General features: G+C 67.5%; 18 protein-coding genes. 6 read left to right on the forward strand and 12 right to left on the reverse strand.

Annotated elements, in window-relative coordinates; genetic code table 11:
* Positions 1-367: 367 nt before the first annotated feature.
* The 9 genes from MMF94_RS35030 to MMF94_RS35070 all read right to left on the reverse strand — a co-directional run bounded on the left by MMF94_RS35030 (position 368) and on the right by MMF94_RS35070 (position 8,907).
* Complete coding sequence (locus MMF94_RS35030) at positions 368-613, reverse strand: hypothetical protein (RefSeq protein ID WP_241041754.1); 246 nt, start codon at positions 611-613, stop codon at positions 368-370.
* 77 nt (positions 614-690) lie between these two features.
* Positions 691-1,116, reverse strand: a complete 426-nt coding sequence (locus MMF94_RS35035; protein ID WP_241041755.1) for an SRPBCC domain-containing protein — start codon at positions 1,114-1,116, stop codon at positions 691-693.
* Positions 1,113-3,563 carry a xanthine dehydrogenase family protein molybdopterin-binding subunit gene (locus tag MMF94_RS35040; protein ID WP_241041756.1) on the reverse strand — a complete coding sequence of 817 codons (2,451 nt, stop codon included), beginning with the start codon at positions 3,561-3,563 and terminating at the stop codon, positions 1,113-1,115. Before MMF94_RS35040 ends, MMF94_RS35035 begins: the two co-directional genes overlap by 4 nt.
* Complete coding sequence (locus MMF94_RS35045) at positions 3,560-4,126, reverse strand: (2Fe-2S)-binding protein (protein WP_241041757.1); 567 nt, start codon at positions 4,124-4,126, stop codon at positions 3,560-3,562. Before MMF94_RS35045 ends, MMF94_RS35040 begins: the two co-directional genes overlap by 4 nt.
* Positions 4,123-4,992 carry an FAD binding domain-containing protein gene (locus MMF94_RS35050; RefSeq protein ID WP_241041758.1) on the reverse strand — a complete coding sequence of 290 codons (870 nt, stop codon included), beginning with the start codon at positions 4,990-4,992 and terminating at the stop codon, positions 4,123-4,125. The genes MMF94_RS35045 and MMF94_RS35050 overlap by 4 nt, the downstream gene beginning before the upstream one ends.
* 208 nt (positions 4,993-5,200) lie before the next feature.
* Positions 5,201-5,974, reverse strand: a complete 774-nt coding sequence (locus MMF94_RS35055) for an SDR family NAD(P)-dependent oxidoreductase (RefSeq protein ID WP_241041759.1) — start codon at positions 5,972-5,974, stop codon at positions 5,201-5,203.
* Between the two features lie 304 nt (positions 5,975-6,278).
* Positions 6,279-7,532 (reverse strand): cytochrome P450, encoded by a 1,254-nt coding sequence (locus tag MMF94_RS35060; protein ID WP_241041760.1) that lies wholly within the window; start codon positions 7,530-7,532, stop codon positions 6,279-6,281.
* 163 nt (positions 7,533-7,695) lie between these two features.
* A complete protein-coding gene (locus MMF94_RS35065) occupies positions 7,696-8,601 on the reverse strand; it encodes a LysR family transcriptional regulator (protein WP_241041761.1) in 906 nt (301 codons plus the stop codon).
* A gap of 42 nt (positions 8,602-8,643) precedes the next feature.
* On the reverse strand, positions 8,644-8,907 hold the full coding sequence (locus MMF94_RS35070) for a hypothetical protein (RefSeq protein ID WP_241041762.1): 264 nt from the start codon (positions 8,905-8,907) through the stop codon (positions 8,644-8,646).
* A 245-nt stretch (positions 8,908-9,152) separates the two neighbouring features.
* On the opposite strand from MMF94_RS35070, the gene qcrB reads away from it, so the two are divergent.
* From qcrB to MMF94_RS35085, 3 genes are all read left to right on the forward strand, one after another.
* A complete protein-coding gene (gene qcrB / locus MMF94_RS35075; protein ID WP_277398886.1) occupies positions 9,153-10,802 on the forward strand; it encodes a cytochrome bc1 complex cytochrome b subunit in 1,650 nt (549 codons plus the stop codon).
* A 519-nt stretch (positions 10,803-11,321) separates the two neighbouring features.
* The gene (locus MMF94_RS35080; RefSeq protein WP_241041763.1) at positions 11,322-12,698 is read left to right on the forward strand and encodes an NAD-dependent succinate-semialdehyde dehydrogenase; all 1,377 of its coding nucleotides are present in this window, start codon (positions 11,322-11,324) and stop codon (positions 12,696-12,698) included.
* Positions 12,699-13,103: 405 nt separating this feature from the next.
* Positions 13,104-14,015: an LLM class flavin-dependent oxidoreductase gene (locus MMF94_RS35085; RefSeq protein WP_241041764.1), complete on the forward strand. Its 912-nt coding sequence runs from the start codon at positions 13,104-13,106 to the stop codon at positions 14,013-14,015.
* On the opposite strand, the gene MMF94_RS35090 is transcribed toward MMF94_RS35085, so the two are convergent.
* Together MMF94_RS35090 and MMF94_RS35095 are read right to left on the reverse strand one after the other, a co-directional pair.
* Positions 14,012-15,907, reverse strand: coding sequence for a transketolase (locus tag MMF94_RS35090; RefSeq protein ID WP_241041765.1), 1,896 nt, complete (start codon positions 15,905-15,907; stop codon positions 14,012-14,014). The two genes, MMF94_RS35085 and MMF94_RS35090, sit on opposite strands and share 4 nt — an antisense overlap.
* Positions 15,908-15,909: 2 nt before the next feature.
* Positions 15,910-16,734 (reverse strand): alpha/beta fold hydrolase, encoded by an 825-nt coding sequence (locus tag MMF94_RS35095; protein WP_241041766.1) that lies wholly within the window; start codon positions 16,732-16,734, stop codon positions 15,910-15,912.
* Positions 16,735-17,275: 541 nt separating this feature from the next.
* Between MMF94_RS35095 and MMF94_RS35100 the strand changes: the two genes are divergently transcribed.
* The gene (locus MMF94_RS35100) at positions 17,276-18,226 is read left to right on the forward strand and encodes a metal ABC transporter solute-binding protein, Zn/Mn family (RefSeq protein WP_241041767.1); all 951 of its coding nucleotides are present in this window, start codon (positions 17,276-17,278) and stop codon (positions 18,224-18,226) included.
* 84 nt (positions 18,227-18,310) lie between these two features.
* Here the strand turns inward: MMF94_RS35100 and MMF94_RS35105 are convergent, their stop codons facing one another.
* Complete coding sequence (locus MMF94_RS35105) at positions 18,311-18,787, reverse strand: GreA/GreB family elongation factor (RefSeq protein WP_241041768.1); 477 nt, start codon at positions 18,785-18,787, stop codon at positions 18,311-18,313.
* A 1,038-nt stretch (positions 18,788-19,825) separates the two neighbouring features.
* On the opposite strand from MMF94_RS35105, the gene MMF94_RS35110 reads away from it, so the two are divergent.
* Positions 19,826-21,709 carry an ABC transporter ATP-binding protein gene (locus MMF94_RS35110; protein WP_241041769.1) on the forward strand — a complete coding sequence of 628 codons (1,884 nt, stop codon included), beginning with the start codon at positions 19,826-19,828 and terminating at the stop codon, positions 21,707-21,709.
* A complete protein-coding gene (locus tag MMF94_RS35115) occupies positions 21,709-22,326 on the forward strand; it encodes a hypothetical protein (protein WP_241041770.1) in 618 nt (205 codons plus the stop codon). Before MMF94_RS35110 ends, MMF94_RS35115 begins: the two co-directional genes overlap by 1 nt.
* Positions 22,327-22,352: the final 26 nt, after the last annotated feature.

Genomic DNA, 22,352 nt, shown 5'->3' on the forward strand with positions numbered 1-22,352 from the left:
CCCACCGCGATCCCGGGCCTTCCGATCTCGACGAGCCGCGCTCTCGACAGGCTCGGGCGACGCCCGCTCACATCGAGAAGCATCAGCAGCGATCTGGCCACCTGGCGCAGGGTCGCGCGTATGCCGCGATCGGCCCTCTGCAGAGCCAACAACGATTGGGTCCGGTTCGTCGGGCCGCTCGCCCGCACCACGCTCGAAGAGGCGATGCTCGCTCTGAACCGGCGTCAGCGTGCAGCGCTCCGTCGTGAGGTCGCGCCGCTGGACGTCCTGTTCGAACAGAAGACCCTAAACGATCCGCTGGCGAACCCGTCTCTGCCCTGGTGGTCCAGACGCTGCTGAGCCGGGTGGCCGCGACGAGGTCCTCTCCTCAGAACCAGCGAGTCTTGTCGACGACGTTGATCAGGTCTCGGCCCGCGACGAACCGCCGGGCGTTCTCGGGCTCCTCATGACCGTCGGGCACGACAACGAGCCGCAGGACGTGGCGATGACCCTGCAGGTCCGGGACACGCGCGGAGTCCCGCGCGCCGACCTCCGCCAGGGTTGGCCTCCATATCGGCAGTTCGGGACCGGGAACCGCGCTGGACACAGGTGGGCGGCCCCAAACGTCGATCATCAGCGTACGGGGTGATCGTCGACGTGGAGCGCCCCGGCGGACGTGAGCCCGACGCCGGGCACGTCGAGCGTGACGAGCTAGGCGCACGCCGCGGAGGAGACGAGCAGGTCGCCGATCGCACGACGCGCCACATCGAGCGCGACCCGCTGCCCGACGCTCGCCGCAGGTCCACGCACCCAGACGTCGGCTTCCCACCTGACGACCGTGCCCTCGGGCGCCTCGACGAAGGAGATCGCCAATTCCACGTCGATCACGTGCGGACCGCGGCGTCCGTGGACGCGCAGCGAAGCGCCGCTCTCGTCCGCTCGTTCGGTCACGACGCGGGCGGCGATCGGCTGGCTGCCGAACGGCGTGGCCGGGGTGACGAGAGCGGTGAACCCGCCATCCGGCGTGGAGGCGACATCGCTGAGTGCCTCCACCCCGGCCAGCTTTTCCGGCTGCGTCCCCAGGACGCGCAGGGCTCCCACGCTCGAGGCCGCCGTGAACTGCCCGCCGACCTTCACCGCGCCACCCGCACCTTCGCGTCGTCGAGACCGTTGAGCACGTCCAGGACCCGCTCGGGTGGGTTGAACGAGTCGAGCACCATGCCGGCGTCACCGACGGCGTCCTGGATGGCCGCGCACACGGCGTGCAGCGGGGCGCCACCGCCCTCGCCCATGCCCTTGGCCCCGATCGGGGTGAACGGCGACGGGCTGATCACGTTGTCGTAGCGGAGCGACGGCATGTCCATCGCGGTGGCGGCGTGGTAGTCGTAGAAGTTCGCCGCTGTCGGCTGCCCGTCGGCGGTGAAGCCGAAGTGCTCGTACAGCGCGCCGGAGATTCCGTGCGCGGCCGCACCGTGCACCTGCCCCTCGATCACCATCGGGTTGATGGGCGTGCCGCAGTCATCGACCATGCCGTAGCGCAGGATCGTCGTCTGACCCGTCTCCTCGTCGATCTCCACCACGCACGCGTGGATCTGGGAGGCGTAGGTGAGGCTGAGGTTGCCGTACCTGCGGTCGAGGTCGAGGCTCTCGAAGGGGGCGCGATAGATGGCGCGGCCGACGAGACCCACCTCGTCGGCGATGTCGGCGGGCAGATCCGACGGGGAGAAGTGCACGATCCCCGCCACCGCCGCGAACGGCAGCGCACGCTCCGGCTCTCCGCGCACCACCGCCTGGCCGCCGACGAGCTCGATGTCATCCGCAGACGCACCCAGGATCGCCGCGGCCACCAGCCGGATCTCCCGGGCGAGCTTCCTCGTGGCGTTGAGGATGGCTCCGATCCCGGTGACGGCGAACTGCGAGGCGTACGAGCCGGAGAAACCGGTCTGCGCCGAGAGCGAGGAGTCGCCGCCGCGGTGCACGATCACGTCGTCGTAGGCGACGCCGAGCATGTCGGACACCACCTGCGCCACGGTGGTCTCGTGCCCCTGGCCGAACGCGACGCCCCCGGTGATCGCGTAGATCGAGCCATCGGCGCCCATCCGGACCAGTCCGCCTTCGCTGTTCCCGCCGAAGGGGAGGTGCTCGTAGATGATGCGGGCCTGGCCGAAGTTGTTGGTGCCGGAGTCCAGGGTCGAACCGATCCCGATGCCGATCCGCTTTCCGGATCCGCGCACCTGCTCTTGCAGCTTCCGGGCGTCCTCGTAGTCGATGAGGTCGAGCGCCTTGCGCAGCGAGAGCGGGAGGTCGCCGGAGTCGTACACGCATCCGTTGACGGTGGTGTAGGGGTACTGATCAGGCTGCACATAGTTCTGCAGCCGGAACTCCACGGGATCGAAGCCCAACTTGTGGGCCGCGATGTCCATCATGCGTTCCACCAGCCACATGTGCTGCATGCGCGAGTACCCACGGACCGGGAGCACCGGCCCCTTGTTGGTGTACACCGACCGGAACCGCACCTTGAGGTGCTTGAGCTGATAACAGGCGTTGGCAACGTGGGTCCAGATGACTGCGCCGAGCGGCTCGTAACGGGTATAGGCGCCCAGGTCGTCCACGGCGTCGTAACTCAGCCCGAGAACGGTGCCGTCGTCCTGGACGGCCAGCCTGACGTTGTGGAACCACCGCTCGTTGCCGTGCCCGCCGGTGAGGTGGTGCTCGGTGCGTGTCTCGGTCCAGCGCATCGGGCGGCCGAGCTTGCGCGCGAGCAGCGCCACCGCGGTGGCAGCGACGTACATGCCGATCTTCACGCCGAACGACCCGCCGAAGTCCTTGCTGACGATGCGGATCTTCTCCGCGGAGTGACGCAGCGCCGCCGCCATCATCAGCGTGGTGACCTGTGGCTGTGCGCAGCCACCGGTGATGGTGAAGGTGTCCGTGCCGCGGTCGTGCGCCGCGGTGACGGCGTTGCACTCCAGCGGCGTGGCCGAGAAGCGGTGGAAGTGCAGCTCGTCGACCTCGATCACGTGGTCGGCGTGCTCGAACATGAACTCGGTGTCGCCCCAGTCGTAGGTGCCGTCCCAGGCGACGTTCGAGCCGATCTGGTCGTGGACCAGTGGGGCTCCGTCCTGCACAGCGGCCCTGGCGTCGACGACGACCGGCAGCTGCTCGTAGTCGACCACCACCGCCGCGGCGGCATCGCGGGCCGCCTCGCGCGTCTCCCCCGCCACGGCGACCACGGCCTCGCCGACGAATCGCACCTTGCCACCGGAGGTCAGGCATCGGTCGACCTCGGCGTCGGCGGGCGGGCCCTGCAGTTCCATGAAGCCGTCGGTGAGCTCCTCGGACTCCTCCGGAAGCAGACAGCCGAGGTAGCCCTCCACCTGCTCGGTGGCCGACACATCGATCCCGACGATGCGGGCGTGCGCATAGGGCGAGCGGACGAAGACCACGTACCCGAGGTGGGCGATGGGGGTGTCGTCGCCGAACTCGCCCTGCGCCTTGAGGAGCCGGTCGTCCTCCTTGCGGGGCATCGCCCGGCCCGTCACCGGCCGGGTGCCGGCCTTCGTCGCGGGCTGCGTGGCGGTCACTGCCCCGCCTCCTCGTGAGCGGCGCCGTGCGGGAGCGGGACGACCTGACCTGCGGCCGCCCGGACAGCTCGCACGATGTTCTCGTAGCCGGTGCAACGGCAGATGTTGCCCTTGAGCGCACGGCGCGTGGACGCTTCGGTGACGTCCTCGCCGGACTCGATGAAGTCGGTCGAGGTCATCAGCATGCCCGAGGTGCAGTAGCCGCACTGCAGGGCGTGGTGGCGCTTGAACGCGGCCTGCAGCTCGTTGAGCGTGCCGTCCTCCGCGGCGAGTCCGGCTGCCGTCTCCACGCTCGTGCCGTCGGCCTGCACGGCCAGGACCATGCAGGACTTGACCAGCTGACCGTCCCACCGGATGGTGCACGCCCCGCAGTTGCCCGTGTCGCATCCGATCTTGGGTCCGCGCTCGTCGAGCGCGTCCCGCAGCCAGTGCACGAGCAGCCGTCGCGACGGAACGGTGTCCCGCACGGTTCGGCCGTCCACCGTGACCGTGACGGGGTGGACGTCGGGCCCTGATGATCCGACCACGGCACCCTGCCGTGGACCCGCCTGTTCGATCGTCACGAGGCGCCTGCTTCGACTGCAGCGGCGACGGCCCGTCGCACCTGGACCTTGGACATGCGGCGCCGGTATTCGGCCGAGCAATGAACGTCGTCGACGACCTGCACGTCGGCGCGGTCGAACGCCTCGCAGGCGACTGCGGCCAGCTCGGAGCCGGCCGGGCTTCCGGCCAGCGCGGCTTCGACGCCGTCGAGACGTTGCGGCGAGCCCAGGACCGCGCCGAGCACCACGCGCGCGGTCTGCACTGTGTGCTCGCGGACGTCGAGCCGAACGACGGCGCGGGCCATGGCCCATGAGTCCGCCCCCACCTGAAGGTGGCGGTGCACGACCCGGGTCCCGTCAGCCACCGCCGGGATCTCGACGGCCGCCAGGATCTCGCCGCGGCACAGCGCGGTCGTGAGCGTGCCCGTGAAGAACTCGGCAGCGCTCAGTCTCCGCTCGCCGCCGACCGCAGCCACGACGAACACCGCATCCAACGCCGTCAGCAACGGCGGGAAGTTGCTGGTCGGATCGTTGAGGCAGCAGTTGCCGCCGATCGTTCCCCGGTTGCGGACCTGCCGGTCGACCAGGCCGGCCGCCATCGACGCGACCGCGGGTACGTGTTGCCGCACGACGGGGTCGGCGGCCAGCCGCGCGTAGGTCACCGCCGCACCGATGGCGATGCTCCCGTCGGCGGAGGCCGTGATCGTCGCGAGCTCATCGAGCCGGTGCACGTCCACCAGAGCCGTGGGCGCCACCAGATCGAGCTTCATGGCGTTCACCAGCGTCTGGCCACCCGCAAGCACCGCAGCGCCCTCGATGGCAGCGAGCATCGACACGGCATCGCCGATCGATTGGGGGCGGAGATAACGGAAGGGTGGAAGGATCATTGACACAACCTCGCATTTCCGGGGTTCTTCCCGAACGCCTCAGCCGACGCGAATTTCGTCGCCGTCCGGAGCGGAGCACTCGGCTCGTGCCGGTCAACGAACGGTACTCGACCCCCGGGCGACACAGGGAACGATCGCCGTCGATGCAACCCATCATTGTTGCCGATAGTGTTGAAGTCGACATGGCGGCGGCGCGTTCCGAACCGGCTCAGGTGAAGACCCGGCCGCCATTCACGAATAGGTTCTGTCCGGTGACGAAGTCCGAGTCGCGGCTCACCAGGTAGTGCAGTGTCCCGACAAGGTCCTGCGGCACCATCTCACGCTTGAAGGCCCGTTCGTTCATGAGTGCCGTGCCCATGGCGGGATCCTGTCGTGACGAATAGCCCTCGTCGTGCGGTATGTAGCACGGTGAGATGGTGTTGACGGCGATCCCGTGCTCGCCGAGCTCGCGCGCCAACGCGCGCGTCAGGCCGACGATCGCCGCCTTCGACGAGACATAGTGAAGGAAGCCGGGTACGCCTGTGGGCACCGTCATCGACGAGGTGTTGACGATCTTGCCGTATCGGCGCTTCTTCATGTACGGATACACCGCCTTGCAGCACAGCCACGTGCCCATGACGTTGACGTCGAAGGCCATCTGCCAGTCCTTCGGGGTGAGCTCGTCGAAAGGCGTCTTCGCGATGCTCGTGAAGTACCCGGCGTTGTTGACCAGCGCGGTGATCGAACCCCACTCATCCACCACAGTCTCTGCCATCATTCTCGAGTCGTTCTCGCTGGTGACGTCCGCTTCGATGCCGAGCGCGTTCCCGCCGTTCTCCGTGATCTCCGCGGCGACGGCCCCAGGACCTGCGATGTCCGCGACGACGACGCGGTAACCACGCTTCGCCAGATCCAGGCAGTACTGGCGGCCGATTCCCTTCGACCCGCCGGTGACGATGACGACGCCGTCGGTTGCCGACTGCCCCGTTGCTTGGTGCTGCACAGTGCCCTCCGCACTTCCGTCAGGTCAGGAACGCTCCGCGTCCAGCAAGCAGGACCGGGCTGTACAGCCTCGGTGGTCTCGGCCATGGAAGCGAACGTGCGTGGCGTCGGCACGCGCTGACGACAGCGCCACGTCGATCATCACGACCTTGCGGCCGCGGTGGTCGCGCGCCGCCACCTCGTGTGCGGCTCCCCTCCCTTCCCCGCACATCAGTCCACGCAGATCGACATCTCGGATCGCCGAGCGGTACCCCGCGAAAGCGCTCGGCGTGATCCGTTCTGTGGACGACACGCAGGCGGAGCACTCACGTCCGCGCCGCCGCAACCGGCACGTCCCATTCCATTGCCAGCTTCTTGAAGCCCCGGGCGAAGAAGATGGTGTCGCGAACGGCCGAGGCCTCCCCGGCGGCGACCTGGAGTCGAGGCAGCCGCTCGAACAACCGTGGGATCGCCACCTTCAGCTGCAGCCTCGCGAGTGGGGCGCCGAGGCAGGCGTGGCTTCCCTTGCCGAATGCGAGGTGGGCGTTCGCCGAGTTGCGCGTGACATCGAAGACATCCGCGCGCTCGAAGACGTTCTCGTCGCGGTTGCCCGAGGCCCAGTGCACCATCACACGCGCGCCGGCCGGGATGTGCACCCCGGCGAGGGTGGTGTCGGTGCGCACCGTCCGGAACAAGCCCTGTGCCGGGGACTCGAACCGCAGGATCTCCTCGACCATGGTCGGAATCCGCTCGGGATCCTGCTGCACGGCGGCAAGTTGGTCCGAGGCGGACAGCAGCGTCACGAGCCCATTGCCGATTGCGCGAGTTACCGTCACGTGCCCCGCGATGATGAGGTTCATCGGAACCCGCATCGCCTCGATCATCGTGAGAGCCTCACTCCCGGCCACACCGGCGCCGAGGAGCCCGGACATCAGGTCCGTGCCCTCACCGCCCGCGCGCTGCTCCAGCGCGTCCATGAAATAGCGCTGCATCGCCACGACGTCCTCGGCGCAGGCCACCAGTTCCCCGACCGGATCAGTGGCCTGCATGAGGCGCAGCCAGTTGTAGCTCCAGCGGTGCAGCCGGGGGACGTCCTCCCGGGGGACGCCGAGAATGGCCGTGATCGCCATCATCGGGAGGGGCCACGCGAACCGCTCGATGATGTCGGCGCATCCATCACTCACGAACGCGTCGATCAGCTCGTCGACAGCGCGCCGGATGGTGTCCTCCATGTCGGCGATCCGCTTGGGCGTGAACGCCCTGCTCACGAGCAGCCGCAACCGCCGATGGACGTCGCCGTCGCTGTCGGTCAGGGTCGGTGAGAGCGGCCAACCTCGGGCGAGGGTGTCGAGCACAGGCCTAGGCCATGGCTGCGTCGACGCCCGCACCGCGTTCTCGGACGAGTACGTCTCCGGCTCCCGAACGACGATCATCACGTCCTCGTAGCGGCTCACGATCCACAGGTCGTGCTCCGCGTCGTGGAAAACGGGTCTGTCCGCTCGCAACTGCGAGTAGACGGGATAAGGATCAGCCAGCTGCTCGGGCGCCAGCGGGTCGAACTGAACCGGGCAGGCGTTCACAGCAGTCGCCTCCTTCGAGAATTTACTTTCACATTGATTGACTGCGCCACAAAAAGGCTACGACGACAACCGTCATTTCCTCGGCAACACTATGCCGATCGAATCAGCACCGGAAATGATTGGCGTCAATGGACGTCATCATGGTCGTCGATGGCACCGGGGATCACAGCTCATGGGCGAGCGACGTAATCCGGTCGCGAAGCCATTTGTGGGCAAGATCCCCCGTATGGCGTGGGTTCCAGTACAAGGCCTCATGGATTGTCCGCAGTGGTAACGGGCACTCGACGATGCGCAGCCGGGCCGCCGCAGCGAGCGGCTCGGCGAGCCTTGCGTACGTGAGGCTGGCGAGGCGGGTGCCGGCGACGAGGAACGGCGCAACGACGAAGCCCTGTGTGGTGACCTCGACCGAGAGGTGCACGCCCATCCTTTCGAGATCGGTGTCGGCGATCGGCAAGACGCTCCCCCCACTGAAGGCGACGTAGCGCAGCTCAGCGAGCTCGTCCGCCGTCACCGCGTCACCGACCTCAGGGTTGTCACGGTCGACGACCAGGACGTGCCGATCGGTGAACAGCGGTGTGTGCGGGAAGGCCAACCGGTTCTCCGTGAGCTCGGTGGGGACGATGATCATGTCGACCTCGCCTCGACGGAGCTGGTCGGCGAAGCCTGCCTCCACCGGCTTGACGCTGATGCGCACGTGCGGAGCCTCGTCGGTGATCGCGCCGAACAGCGGCCGGAGCAGCACCATCGTGACGTAGTCGGCAGCGACGATCGTGAACGCGGCCCGGTCCGTTCTCGGGTCGAAGGCACGTGAGCGAACCAGCACCGCCTCCGCAGCAGCCAGCGCCTCCCGCACCGGCCCGACCAACGACTCGGCGAGCGGGGTAGGCATCAGTTGCCGTCCCTGCCGGACCAGGAGTTGGTCGTCGAAGTGCTTGCGCAACCGCGCCAAGGACGCACTCATCGCAGGCTGGCCGACCGATGTCCGTTCGGCCGCGCGCGTGACGTTGCGTTCGGAAAGCAGCGCGTCGAGCGCGATGAGGAGATTGAGATCAACGCTCGACAGACCCATGCCGACAAAACCTCCAAACATCATTGTCATCGATGACCGCCATTAGAACAAATCAGTCACGACGATATCACCCAGCGCCGGTACGTCCGGCGAGATCGATTTCGCCGGATGAATGGGCTCGACTCGAATATCGAATACGACCGCGAGGCAGCTCCCTGGCCGATTGACACCACCGGCGCGGTGTTCCGGATCGCGTGGCCTTCCCGCCGATGCGGCGCAGGCTGTGGCCGCCGCCGTGGTGACGGCCGACCAGCGCGGCATCGGCTCGCACAGGCTGATGCCGGCCACCTCCTTCGAAGCATCCATGCCCCGCCCCGCGGCCGATCGCCCGCGGCGCCACGGGGCCATATCCGCAGGTCAACGCAAGATCGCTGCAATCAGTTCGCGTCGGTCCCCGACCGTGACGTCCCGCCTGTCACATTCGGGCCGCCTGCGGAGTCCTAGGGGTGGGCATCGATCCCGATCGGCAGCGCCGAAGCCGGCGCTGCCGAAGGACGGCACGGGCGGGTTGCGCAGCGACGGTGCGCCGGCTCGGGAAGGGGGCATGGGGAATGAGTACGACGTCAACGTCGGCGTCCCGCGGCGGTAGCCGGGCGGCGGGCACTCTCGACGGGCTCGACCAGCGATACCACCCGGCCGCGGGGCTGCGGAGGCAATTCAACAAGGTCTTCCCGACGCACTGGTCGTTCATGCTCGGCGAGATCGCCTTGTACAGCTTCATCGTGCTGCTGCTGTCCGGCACCTACCTTGCGCTGTTCTTCGACCCGTCGATGACCGAGGTCGTCTACGACGGTCCGCTGGACAACCTGCGCGGCGTCCACATGTCGCGGGCATACGAGAGCGCCTTGCACATCTCGTTCGAGGTCCGCGGCGGGCTGTTCATCCGGCAGGTCCACCACTGGGCGGCCCTGCTGTTCATGGCGGCGATGGTCGCCCACATGTGCCGCATTTTCTTCACCGGCGCCTTTCGCAAGCCGCGCGAGGCGACCTGGGTGATCGGCGTGCTGTTGATGCTGCTGGGCTTCTTCGAGGGGCTGACCGGCTACACGTTGCCCGACGACCTGCTGTCCGGCACCGGCCTGCGAATCGTCTCGGGAATCACGATGACGGTTCCGGTGATCGGGACATGGGCCCACTGGTTGCTGTTCGGTGGCGAGTTCCCCGGCCACGAAGTGATCCCGCGGTTCTACATCCTGCACGTGCTGCTCATCCCGGGCATCCTGCTGGCCCTGATCGCGCTGCACGTCGGGCTGGTGTGGTTCCAGAAGCACACCCACTTCCCGGGCCCCGGCCGCACCGAGCGCAACGTGGTGGGCGTGCGGATCCTGCCAGGGTTCGCCGCGAAGGGGGGCGCGTTCTTCGCGGTCACCGTCGGCGTGATCGCCATCATGGGCGGGGTCTTCCAGATCAATCCGATCTGGAACTTCGGCCCCTACAACCCGGCGCACGTCTCGGCCGGCTCGCAGCCCGACTGGTACGTCCTCTTCACCGAAGGGATGGCCCGCATCTTCCCCCCGTGGGAGCTCTCGCTCGGGAACTACACGATCCCGTCGGCGTTCTGGGGTACGGCGGCCTTCCTGCCGCTGCTGTTCATCATCGCCGCCATCTATCCCTGGGTAGAGCGGCGATTCACGAAGGACGACGCGCTGCACAACCTGCTGCAGCGCCCGAGGGACGTCCCCGTGCGCACGTCGCTTGGCGTCATGGGCATCTCGTTCTACGCCGTTCTCGTGCTCAGCGCCAGCAACGACCTGATCGCCTATTTCTTCGACATCTCGCTCAACGCCACCACCTGGGCAGGCCGGATCGGGGTGCTGGTCGTCCCACCGATCGCCTACTACGTGACCTACCGGATCTGCATCGGGCTGCAACGCTCCGACCGCGCGGTGCTCGAACACGGCATCGAGACCGGCATCATCCGCCGCCTGCCACACGGCGAGTTCATCGAGGTCCACCAGCCGCTCAACGGGGTCGACGCGCACGGCCACCCGATCCCGCTGGCCTACCAGGGCGCCCCGGTGCCCAAGCGGGTGAATCAACTCGGTCTGGGAGGCGCGCCCGTGCCCGGGTCACTGCTCACACCCGACCCGCCCGAGCAGACCGCGGCCCTGGAACAGTCTCGGGCGAAGAGGATCGCTATCGCGAACGGCGAGGTGGTGACGGCTGCGCGCGCGAGCGATGGGGATCGTCCTCATGCCTGACGTCATCACCGCGCCCTGACGCCGAGAGCCTGGACGTCAACGACAGAGAACTCACGTTCAACGGGCTTGGCTCCTGGGGCGATCGAGCAAGATCGCCTCACGGCCGTGCCGGGTGAGTCCATGCCGTGAACGAGCGCCTCGGGCGCAGGCTTCTGGCGCGCACCGGCGCCACCACCGACCCGGCGGACGGGCGTACCCGAGTATCTGCTGCGCGGGTGAGCAGTTCCAGCGAGCCGTGTGACGTTCCCCCGCTGCCATCGACTACCTGACGTGTGCCTACGACCAGCAGGGACAGGCTGGAATCGGGCCCCGTCCCTATATTCGAAGACATAGCCCACGCCACGCTCACCGACTTGCTGGCAATGGCGGATCCACATCCGGCGCTGGGCGCTGAGCGAAGGATGGGCGTCGGACTGCACCAGGACGGCGGCCCGTGCGTCCGCTCGCGGCTCAACGACCCGCGCCACCCTTCGGGCCGCCGTCCCTCTGTGTTCAAAAGGTCGGAAAAAGGACTGGACCGTGAGTTTTGCTACGATCAACCCCGCGACCGGCAAATTCGTGAAGGACTTCCCGCTGCAGTCGAACGAGGAAATCTTTGCGGCGCTGGGCGCCGCGGACGAGCGTTATCGCGAGGACTGGAAATTCAGGCCGGTGGCGGATCGGGCCCGGATCGTCGGCCGTGCCGCCCAGATCCTGCGCGAGAAGCGGGATGAATATGCAGGATACCTCACCCTGGAAATGGGTAAGGTCACCCGCTTCGCCTATATCGAGGTCGATCTTGTCGCAGACATCCTCGATTATTACGCCGAACACGGGGAACGGTTCCTTGCGGCGGAGTCGCTGCCGGAAGAGCCTGGCGCGACGGTGGTGTCCGAACCCATCGGCGTCATTCTGGCCATCGAGCCCTGGAACTTCCCCTATTACCAGCTGGCCCGCGTCGTCGCACCCCAGCTCGTAGCGGGCAACGTGGTCATGCTGAAGCACGCCCAGAACGTGCCACAGTGCGCACTCGCCTTCGCACGACTGTTCGTGGAAGCGGAGGCTCCGGAGGGTGTCTACACCAATCTCTTCTGCAGCATTGAGCAAATCGCCAACCTGATCGACGATTTCCGCGTGCGCGGCGTCGCGCTGACCGGCAGCGAGAGGGCGGGGGCTTCTGTCGGCGAACGCGCCGGGCGCAATCTCAAGAAAGTGGTCCTCGAATTGGGGGGAAGTGATCCCGCCCTCATCCTGGAAGGCGCGTCTCTCGAGCACGCGGTCGAGCAAACCGTGATGGGTCGCACTTTCAACTCGGGACAGGGCTGCGTCAACATCAAGCGTGTGATCGTGGTGGGCAAGGAACGGGGCAAGGAGATGCTAGCCGCCTTGACGGAGCGATTCGCGGCGATCCAGGTGGGCGACCCCACGGACGAGACCACGCTGCTCGGCCCCATGGCCAGCGAACGCGGCTTGGATGGACTGCTCAGGCAGGTCGAGGACGCCAAGGCCGCAGGCGCGAAGATCGCGTATGGCGGCAAGCGCGTCGACCGCCCCGGGTTCTACGTCGAGCCAACGATTATCACGGAGATCGCCGAGGACAACCCGCTTTACCAGCAAGAGGCCTTCGGCCCGGTGCTGTCCTTCTACGTCGTGGACAGCGAGCGAGAGGCGATCGAATTGGCCAATGCTACGCGTTACGGCCTGGGCGCGTACGTCTTCGACGAAGATGTCGAACGCGCCAAGCAGGCCGCCTCTCACATCGAGTCCGGCATGGTTTACATCAATTCGTGCTTCGTCGACTCGCCACGCCTTCCTTTTGGTGGTGTCAAGAACTCCGGATTCGGGCGCGAGCTGTCGAAATTGGGCATCGGCGAATTCGTGAACCGCAAGCTGCTGCGGGTCTCCGACCCGGTCTGAGAAGCCATCCGTCAGTGAAAGTGGTCGCCGACAGCGAAGGTCGACACGTAGCTACTGACCCCTGACTGGGCTCGGGTCGCCAGGACGACGCTTTGCTCCGGCGGCCCGAGCCGGTAAGAGGTGTCCACGATCAAACCGTGGCGAACGACTTGAGTCAGGATGCTACGACCAGCAGGGACAGGCTGTGAACCGTGACCGGGTGCAATAGTCGTGAGGGCCCTCGTACCGCCTCGCCGGGCGTTCTGAGGTGCCGATACGGCACGCGGCCCTGCAGGGAGGCCGGGTGTCGGGCTACGCCAGGAAGGTGGGCCGCGAGCGTCTCCCGCTCATCCGATGGAACCACGTCTCTGTGCGAGTAATGGCCGGGTCGTGAGGCTCGGCAGACAACGTAGAGAGAGGCAGGGTATGCGCTTCGCCATCGCCATTCCGCAGTTCGCCACCGACCCGCGAGAGGTGCGTCGCTTTCTGGGTCGTGTCGAGGAGCTGGGTTTCGACGGCGCGTGGACGCAGGAGCAGATCATCGGCAGCAAGTCGGCGATCGGTAGCAAACCTGTGATCAGCCCGCTCGAGCTGCTCGCCTATGCCGCGGCCTGCACGGAGCGGATCCGGCTGGGGTGCGCCGTGTTCGTGACACCGCTACGCAACCCGGTGCACCTGGCCAAGAGCATCACCTCGCTGGACCAGCTCAGCGGCGGCCGGATCGACGTCGGCGTAGGTATCGGCGGCCAGAACCAGCCGTTCGCGGCTTTCGACTCGAGTCCGGAGCATCTGGTCACCCGCTTCACCGAGGGCCTGGACCTGATGAAGCGGTTGTGGACCGAGCCGGCGGTCACCTTCGACAGCCAGTTCTGGCAGCTCGTCAACGCGCCGATGGAGCCGAAGCCGGTGCAGCGGCCGCACCCGCCGATCTGGTTCGGCGCCAACCACCCGAAGGCAGTCCGACGCGCGGTCGAGCTGGGCGACGGTTTCATCGGTGCCGGATCCTCGACCACAGCCCGGTTCGTGGATCTGGTCAAGATAGTTCGCGAGGCCAAAGACGAACTCGACCGCCCCGACTTCACGATCGCCAAGCGGGTCTACGTGGCCCTCGACGACAACGTCGATCGCGCCCGCACCCGCACCGGCGAGGTACTGGACTCCTTCTACAACCGTGGCGACATCACCTCAGTCGCGGTCTATGGTCCCGCGCACGATGTGGTCCGCGGACTACGCGAGGTCGCCGACGCGGGCGCGGAAACCATCGTGCTCAACCCGATGTTCGACGAGTACGAGCAGCTGGAGCAGCTGAAGGCTGAGGTGATCCCGCAACTGAGCTAGCGGCTCTCGGCGAGCAGGTTGTGCACGGCCGCCTCGATGTGTTCGGCATCGATGCCTGCCGCGTTCAGCAACTCCTCGGGCGTGCCCGATCCAGGCATCTCGTGGACGCTGAGGTGGACGATGGTCAACGACCTGGGCCCGTGTGCGAGCAGTGCGTCCGTCACTGCCGACCCGACGCCGCCCTCGGGATGGTGGTCTTCAGCCACCACGAACCGGCCGCCCGTCGCGTCCGCCGCGGCGATGAGGGTCGCGGTGTCGACGGGTTTGACCGAGTACAGGTCGATCACCCGCGCTCGGACCCCGCGCTCGGCGAGCCGGTCGGCCGCGGCGAGGCATTCGTGGACCGTGACGCCCGCGCCGACGAGGGTCACCGCGTCGGACGGGTCGGACCGCAGGACCTTCGAGCCGCCGACCGGGAAACGTGCACCCGTCTCGTAGAGAACGGGGTAGGCGCCGCGCGTCGTACGCATGAAGCTGATGCCGGGTGTGCCGACCATGGCGTCCACCAGGGCCGCCGCGCTGGTGGCATCGCTGGGATACAGGACCGTCGAGCCCTGCACGGCGCGCATCATCGCGAGGTCCTCCAGGGCCATCTGCGATGGGCCGTCGGCACCGATCTCGACACCGCAATGCGAGCCGACCAGACGCAAGTCGGCCCGGGAGATCGCCGCCATCCGGATGAAGTCGTAGGCGCGGGTGAAGAACGCGGCGAACGTGGAGGCGAACGGGATGTAGTGCCGCACGCTCAGACCCACCGCCGCGGCGACGAGTTGCTGTTCGGCGATGAACATCTCGAAGTAGCGGTCCGGGTAGGCCTTCGCGAACTGGTCGGCGTGGGTCGAGTTGCTCACCTCACCGTCGAGGGCGACGAGATTCGGGTACTGACCGCCGAGTGCGGCAAGAGCGTCGCCGTACGCCTGCCTGGTGGCGACCCTGTCACCCACCGAGTAGCTCGGAAGAGTCGCCGAGGTACCCGGTCCGTCGACCGCGGTGGCGGTGTCAGCGTCGATGTCCGGCACCGGCCCGCGCACCAACAGGTTGCGCTCGCCGCCCAGTTCGGCGATGGCGCGCTCGGCCATGTCCTTCGGGAACGTCCTGCCGTGCCAGCCTTCCCGGTCCTCGACCTCGGAGAATCCACGGCCCTTGATGGTGCGCGCGAAGATCACGGTGGGCCGGCGTGCCGCACCGTCCGCCGCTTGGGTGAGCACGGAGTCGATCGCGTCGACGTCGTGGCCGTCAACGGTCAGCACGCGGGCGCCGAAGGCCTCGGCTCGCCGAACGTAGGTGTCGATGTCCCATTCGAGCTCGGTGGGCCCGCGCTGGCCGAGCCGGTTGACATCGACGATGGCGGTCAGGTTCCTCAACTCGTAGTAGGCGGCCTTGTCCAGGGCCTCCCAGATGGACCCTTCCGCCATCTCGCTGTCGCCGCACAGCACCCACACCCGGTACGGCAGGCGATCCAGGTACTTGCCGGCCAGGGCGACACCGACGCCGTCGGGCAACCCCTGGCCGAGCGACCCCGTGGCGACATCCACCCACGGCAGCACAGGGGTGGGGTGCCCTTGCAGACGGCTGCCGAAGCGCCGGTACTCCCCCACCAGTTCCTCGTCGGACACCACACCGACCGCCTTGAATATCGAGTAGAGCAGCGGCGAGGCATGTCCCTTGGAGAAGATCAGGTGGTCGTTGCCGCGAGCGCCCGGCTCGTCCCAGTCGTAGCGGAGGTGCCGAGCCACCAGCACGGCGAGGATGTCAGCGGCAGACATGCTCGAGGTGGGATGCCCGGAACCGGCGCTGGTGCTCGACCGGATGGAGTCCACACGAAGTTGCTGGGCGAGTTCGCGCACCGTGGAGAGGTCGATCGTGGTCAGCGGCTGACGTGGTCCGGTCACCGTCAGGCTCCTTGGATGAAGGCGAGGAGGTCGGCATTGATCCGATCCTGATGCGTGGCCGTCAGGCCGTGCGGGGCGCCTGGGTAGTAGATCTCCCGCGCGCCTGCGATCAGCCGTGCCGATTTCGGTGCCGAATCCTTGACCGGCACGATCTGGTCGTCCTCGCCGTGCATGACCAGCGTCGGAATATCGAACTTCTTGAGATCGTCCGTGAAGTCCGTCTCGGAAAATGCTTTGATGCTCTCGTAGGAGTTCTTGAGGCCGGCTTGCATGCTCCACAGCCAGAACTGGTCCAGCATGCCTTGGGAGACCGTGGAACCCGCCCTGTTGGCTCCGTAGAACTGGGGTGCCAGGTCCTGATAGAACTGCGATGGATCTTTCACGAGACCTGCCCGGAGGTCGTCGAAGAACTCCAGTGGCAGACCTTCAGGGTTTTCCGCGGTCCGCAACATCAACGGCGGCACGGCGGCGATGAGCACCGCCTTGGCCACTCGACCCGTCCCGTGACGGCCGATGTAGCGCGCAACTTCCCCACCGCCGGTCGAGTGGCCGACCAGCGTGGCATCGTTCAGGTCAAGGGTGTTGAGCACTGCCGCGAGATCGTCGGCGTAGCCGTCCATGTCGTTGCGGGCCGAGGCCTGGCTGGAGTGTCCGTGGCCGCGCCGGTCGTGCGCGACGACGCGGAAGCCGTGCTGGGCGAGGAAGAGCATCTGCACATCCCAGGCGGCGGAACTGAGCGGCCACCCGTGCGAAAAGGTCACGACAGGCCCTTCGCCCCAGTCTTTGTAGTAGATCTCGGTGCCGTCGTCAGCAATGATCGTACTCATTCCTTGATCCTTTCCTGAGGCCCGAATAGTGGCCGACCATAGCCGCCGTGGCCTTGATTGTCATAGGCCTCGACGTCTCCCGAGGTGCCCGCCTGCCAGCGGGTCGTGGGCATCGGTGGTATGCATTCTGTGCAGCCCTGGGGGTTCATTCACAAGAACCGTTGGAGGATTCGTGGTGAAGGAACCGGCGAGCCGGCGCTCGTTCTCCGGGCGACCGGGGTGCCAGGGCGGCGAGGCGGACGTCCGCGCTGGGGTGCAGCTTTGCCGCTGCCCGCAGACCGTCCGCTACAGCAGCTCGTCCGCGACGACCTGGGCCGAGTGCGCGTTCGGCTGAGGTACCAGCCGTCTCCAGCATCTCTATGCAACCCCGCGCAGCGGGTCTGGCCCGCCACCGGATCCTCCCCCGGCCCCGGCCACGAGACCTGTCCGCGATCTTGGTTGGCATGGCGGCGCGTGACCGGTGCAGGCCAAGGCGTACTGTCAATCGACAATGATTGTCAATGCAGATATGCGCGCATGCTGATGTGAGGGAGTGCAAGTCATGCCATTGCTCGGGCTGCGGTGCGGTGCCGCGATCGCTGGTGTCGCCGTAGTCGGTCTTGTCGTGGCCGGTTGCGGATCGTCCGCGGACACGTCGTCATCGGCGCCGCCGACGAGCGGTGCGGCGCCCGTCGGAGCGATCCCGGTGGTGGCCTCGACCAACGTCTACGGCAGCGTCGCCAAGGCGGTCGGAGGTGATCGGGTCGCAGTGACGTCCATCATCGACAGCCCGGATGCCGATCCGCACGAGTACGAGACGACGCCTGCGGACGCCGTCAAGGTGGGTGAGGCCAAGGTCGTGATCATGAACGGCGGGGGGTACGACGACTTTGCGGCGAGGCTCGTCGACACGGCGAGCACCAAGCCTGCCGTGATCAACGCGGTCGATGTCTCGGGCCTCGAGACGCAGGTACCGGCGGGTGAGGAGTTCAACGAGCACGTCTGGTACCACCTCCCGACGATCAAGAAGGTGGCCGACCAGCTGGCGAAGGACCTCGGAGCCGTCGACTCGGCCGATGCGTCGACCTTCACCGCCAACGCGGCGGCGTTCAACGCCAAGATCGACGCGCTGACCGCGAAGCTGGACGCGATCAAGACCCAGCACACGGGGGACAAGATCGCCATCACCGAGCCGGTGCCGCTGTACATGACCGAGGCGGCAGGCCTGCAGAACGCCACGCCGGAGAAGTTCTCCGAGGCCATCGAGGAAGGCACCGACCCGCCTGCCGCAGTCCTGAACGAGACGCTCGGGCTCTTCACCGACAAGACCGTGAAGGTGCTGTTGGAGAACTCGCAGACCGAGAGCCCGGCCACCCAGCAAGTCGAACAGGCCGCCACCGCGGCGGGGATTCCGGTCGAGGGCGTCACCGAGACGCTGCCGGCGGGTGTCGACGACTATGTGGCCTGGCAGTCGCAGCAGATCGACACGCTCGCCAAGGACCTCGGTAACTAGATCACGACCTGACGGCCGGTCGAAGCAGTCGGCGATCATCGCAGTTCGGTTCTCCCGCGACCGACCTGCTACCCGCCATCCTCGTCAGGGCAACCGGATCGCAACGACCTCTGCGGCGATCTCACCGTCCGGGCCGCGATAGGTGATCCGGTTGCCTGCGCGGGCGCCGACGAGTGCCCGACCGAGCGGGCTGTCGCGGGTCACGGCCTGCGTCGGATCCGGAGCCTCCTCGGGGATTGCCACGACCAGCATCGTGGTGGTGGTGCCATCGCCGAACCGCACGGTCACCTCCGTGCCGTCGGGTAGGGCGTTCGCGGCCGGCCGCTCGGTCCTGCCCGCGAGCACCTCGGTGATCTCCCGGATGCGGTCGGTCACCCTGCCGAGGTCGTCGACGCGTTCGAGGCGCTGCGCCTGGTCGCCGTAGTCCTCCACGGCATCGTTCTCGCCGATGGCCTCGACGAGCTCGTGGCGTCGCGAGCTCAGCTCGGCGAGCTCCTGCTCAAGGCGTCGCTGGATCTCGGCAGTCAGCCGCGGCCCTCTGCCGGATGGCTGGTCGTTCATGGTGCTCGCCTCCTCGGCACTGCTTGCGCCCGGGTCTCCGCTCGCCCTCACGAACGTAGCCCTCGGGACCGGATTCATCCTCTGCCCGACCACGCGATCGTGACTCCCGGATTCGCCTGAACGGCGCTGGCGGCGTTGCTTCGAACGGAGCTGGGCGAGCGTGGCGGGTTTTGGCCTGCGGCGGGGCGAATGCTGTGGTCCACGCCACGTTGTCCGGGTCGGAGATTTCCCGGTCACGACCTGGACAACGCGGCGATTGGGAAATACGGGATCGAACAGGACGACCGGATACCTGCCAGCATTACTCCGAGGGCTCCCGTCAGCACCTGAAGATGACGACCGCTGGCAGTGATGCGCTGAGTGTGGCGGCACGGCGATCCTGTTGTTGTGAAAAGACCGTCCACTCACCCTTCGGGGCGGAGTCGGCCGGTGAGGGTCGGGAGGGCAGTGGCATGAAGCAGCAGGTACCCCGAGGGCAGGTGCGCACCTTGGCCGGCCATGCCCTGGCGCACTGGCTGGCCGCGGAGGACCAGGCCGAGGACGCCGGCAGGCTCGACGCCGACGACCGGCTCACATGCCACGTGCACGGCCGGTGGATCCACCAGTGCGTGTCTTCCCGAATCCACGTCAACCCGGTCACGCGACACCGTTGGTGTCGTGACTGTGAGACGGAACTGACCGTTGCCGTGGACGAACTCGCGCGAACGGTGACCATGCGATGCCCGCGCTGCAAGCAGGGCAGCAGCACTGCCACCACCAGGCTGTTGACGGCCTGCCGAGCAAGCCTCAGCCACGCAGGAAGCACGACCCGGGCCCGCATCGCAGCGTGACCCACCGGTTCCACACGTCCACCACCGCGCCGTAGTCGAAGCACTTCATGCCGCAACGGTAGGCAGGCTAGCTCCCGGCCTGTCCCCCGTGGAGTGCATTCGTCGATCGGCCGGCCTGTGTCGGACGCGCCCGGCCCCGCACCGGAAAGTGCGGGCGACGAGCAACAGCGTGACTAACGAGCAAGCGCAATATCTGAGGGAGAATATCGTGTCTGTCCAATGCGAAGAGGTGCGACAGCGGCGCCCGAATGTGGGGAGATGGCGAAAGAACGCGCAGACCCCCACGGTCTCCACACTGCCGGATCACGGGCCCGTCAAGGCCGCGGCTGAGAAAACAGCGAGCGGTCGGGCGCCGGGAGATATCGGGACGCTGCGTCAGCTGTGGCGCTTCCGCAGCTACGGCCAGACCGAGATGCGGTGGCTGGTGCTCGGTGTGGGGATGCGGGCGTGTGAACTTGCCGCCGATCTGGCTACCCCGTGGCCGCTCGCCCTTGTCATCGACGACCTGCTTCGGGGTCAGCACAAGAGCGGCCCGCTCAACCACGTGGCCACGTGGTTCGGCGGATCGGCGGTGGCCATGCTCGCGGTCGCCTCGGTCGCGGTCCTGCTGATCACTGTCGCGTCCGGGGTGTTCGATTACCTGGGCGACAGGTTCATGAACGGTGCGGGTGAACGAATCAGCTCGCGCATCCGGTCGGACGTGTTCGGCCATGTGGAGCGGTTACCGCAGGAGTACCACGACCGGCAGGCCATCGGGGAGTTGACCAGCCGGGTGGTCACCGACACCGAGCGCATCGAAGGCAGCCTCACCGACCTGTTCTCCGTCCTGCTTCCGGGCGTGCTCGCCCTGCTCGGCACCGCCGCCGTACTGATCGCGGTGGATTGGCAACTCGGGCTGATCACGCTGTGCGCGGCGCCGCTGGTGTTCTTCACGGCCGTCCGCTATGCGCGGTTGACCCGGGTGAACTCCCGCCAGCGACGTGCTGCGGTGGGCGAGCTGACCGGGTTCGTCACCGAGTCGCTGCAGGGCATCCGCACCGTGCACGCATTCGGCAGCCAGGACCTGGAGGACCGGCGCTTCGGCTCGACCAACAACCGGGTGCTGAGCATCGGGCTGCGCGGAGTGGATCTGAGCGCTCGGTTCACCCCGGCGCTGGAGTCGGTCGCCGCGATCGGCACCGCCGTGTTGCTGTTCGTCGGCGGTTTCGGCGTGCTGCACAGCTGGTGGACCGTCGGACTCCTGGTCGTGGTCACCAACTACCTGCAGAACATCCTCAAGCCGATGAAGCAACTGGCCAAGCTCCTGCCCAGCTTCACCCAGGGCGCGGCCTCGGCCGAACGCGTCGCGGCCATCCTGGACGAGCCCCGCGCACACGTCGCCTCTCCCGCGGGCCTGCCCGCCCGAGTCGCCGGAGAGATCGAGCTGCGCAACGTCTGCCTGGACTACGGGCGAGGCCCGGTGCTCAACAGACTGGACCTCACCGTCGAGGCGGGAGAGCGGATCGCGTTGCTGGGTGGCAACGGCGCCGGCAAGTCCACCACACTCGCACTGATCGGCGGGCTGTACCGACCCACCTCCGGGGGTGTGCTGCTCGACGGGCTGTCGGTGCCCGACGTGGCCGAGCACTGGCTGCACCAGCAGGTGGCCATGGTCCTGCAGGACACGTTCCTGTTCTCCGGCACCCTGGCCGACAACCTGCGCTACGGCCGGCCCGACGCCACCGACGAGCAGATCGCCCAGGTGGCCGAGGACGCGCTCGTCACCGAGTTCGCCGACCGGCTGCCCGACGGGCTGAACACCACCATCGCCGCCGGCGGAGTCGGACTGTCCGGCGGACAACGCCAACGGGTCGGCATCGCACGAGCCCTGCTCGTCGACGCTCCCGTCGTGCTGCTGGACGAGCCCACCGCCGGACTCGACAACACCGCCGAGGAACTCGTCGTGCTCGCACTGACCCGGCTGGTCGAAGGCCGCACCGTCATCATGACCACCCACCAACCGGCGCTGACCCGGCTCGCCACCCGCACCGTGCACCTGCAGCGGGGCCGTGTCCTCGACGAGGCGCCGGCAACCGTAGGGGCGGCCGCGTGATGGGCGGAATCAGCGAGTGGCCGCGCATGATCGGGCCGGCCGCGGACAACCAGGTGATCATGATCATCCGGCACGCCGAGAAGCCGAGACGATCTAGAGCGGCGCAGGCCATCACGCCTGAGGGGGAGCACTCCAAGCACTCCCTCACCGTCGCCGGGTGGATGCGCGCGGGCGCGTTGGCCGCGCTGTTCGCCCCACACGGCGCGGAACCGCCTGCCGGGTTGTACCGGCCGGACGCCGTCTACGGCCCGGCCTACGAGCCAGGCCGCAGCGTTCGATCGGTCCAGACCGTGACACCCGTGGCCGCCCGGCTCGGACTCGACGTCGTCACGCGCTATGCCGCGGGCGAAGAGGCATATCTTGTCGACGAGCTCATAACACGCCCTGGCGCCACCCTGGTGGCCTGGAAACACAGCGCCATCATCAAGATCGCCGATCACCTCGGCGACGTCACGCCCACCCCACCCGTGCGCTGGCCGGGCGCCCGCTTCGACATGGTGTGGACCTTCACGCGCAACGGGAGCGGCTGGCGGTTCGCGCAGATCCCGCAGATGCTGCTACCGGGCGACCTGCCCTACCCGATCACCGATCCAGCCCTTGTGGCAGCGGCCGCCTGACACGTCGTTCGGCCCCGGGTCACCCC

This window comes from Pseudonocardia alaniniphila, from assembly GCF_022524485.1.
In the GTDB taxonomy this organism is placed as follows: Bacteria; Actinomycetota; Actinomycetes; order Mycobacteriales; family Pseudonocardiaceae; genus Pseudonocardia; species Pseudonocardia alaniniphila.

What these genes read in the sequence shown, in the direction of transcription:
- MMF94_RS35070 (WP_241041762.1), bottom strand. Translation starts at nt 8,907, where the DNA reads ATGGATGCTTCGAAGGAGGTGGCCGGCATCAGCCTGTGCGAGCCGATG.
- MMF94_RS35085 (WP_241041764.1), top strand. Translation starts at nt 13,104, where the DNA reads ATGCGCTTCGCCATCGCCATTCCGCAGTTCGCCACCGACCCGCGAGAG.
- qcrB (WP_277398886.1), top strand. Translation starts at nt 9,153, where the DNA reads ATGAGTACGACGTCAACGTCGGCGTCCCGCGGCGGTAGCCGGGCGGCG.
- MMF94_RS35095 (WP_241041766.1), bottom strand. Translation starts at nt 16,734, where the DNA reads ATGAGTACGATCATTGCTGACGACGGCACCGAGATCTACTACAAAGAC.
- MMF94_RS35105 (WP_241041768.1), bottom strand. Translation starts at nt 18,787, where the DNA reads ATGAACGACCAGCCATCCGGCAGAGGGCCGCGGCTGACTGCCGAGATC.
- MMF94_RS35065 (WP_241041761.1), bottom strand. Translation starts at nt 8,601, where the DNA reads ATGGGTCTGTCGAGCGTTGATCTCAATCTCCTCATCGCGCTCGACGCG.
- MMF94_RS35030 (WP_241041754.1), bottom strand. Translation starts at nt 613, where the DNA reads ATGATCGACGTTTGGGGCCGCCCACCTGTGTCCAGCGCGGTTCCCGGT.
- MMF94_RS35050 (WP_241041758.1), bottom strand. Translation starts at nt 4,992, where the DNA reads ATGATCCTTCCACCCTTCCGTTATCTCCGCCCCCAATCGATCGGCGAT.
- MMF94_RS35115 (WP_241041770.1), top strand. Translation starts at nt 21,709, where the DNA reads ATGGGCGGAATCAGCGAGTGGCCGCGCATGATCGGGCCGGCCGCGGAC.
- MMF94_RS35100 (WP_241041767.1), top strand. Translation starts at nt 17,276, where the DNA reads ATGCCATTGCTCGGGCTGCGGTGCGGTGCCGCGATCGCTGGTGTCGCC.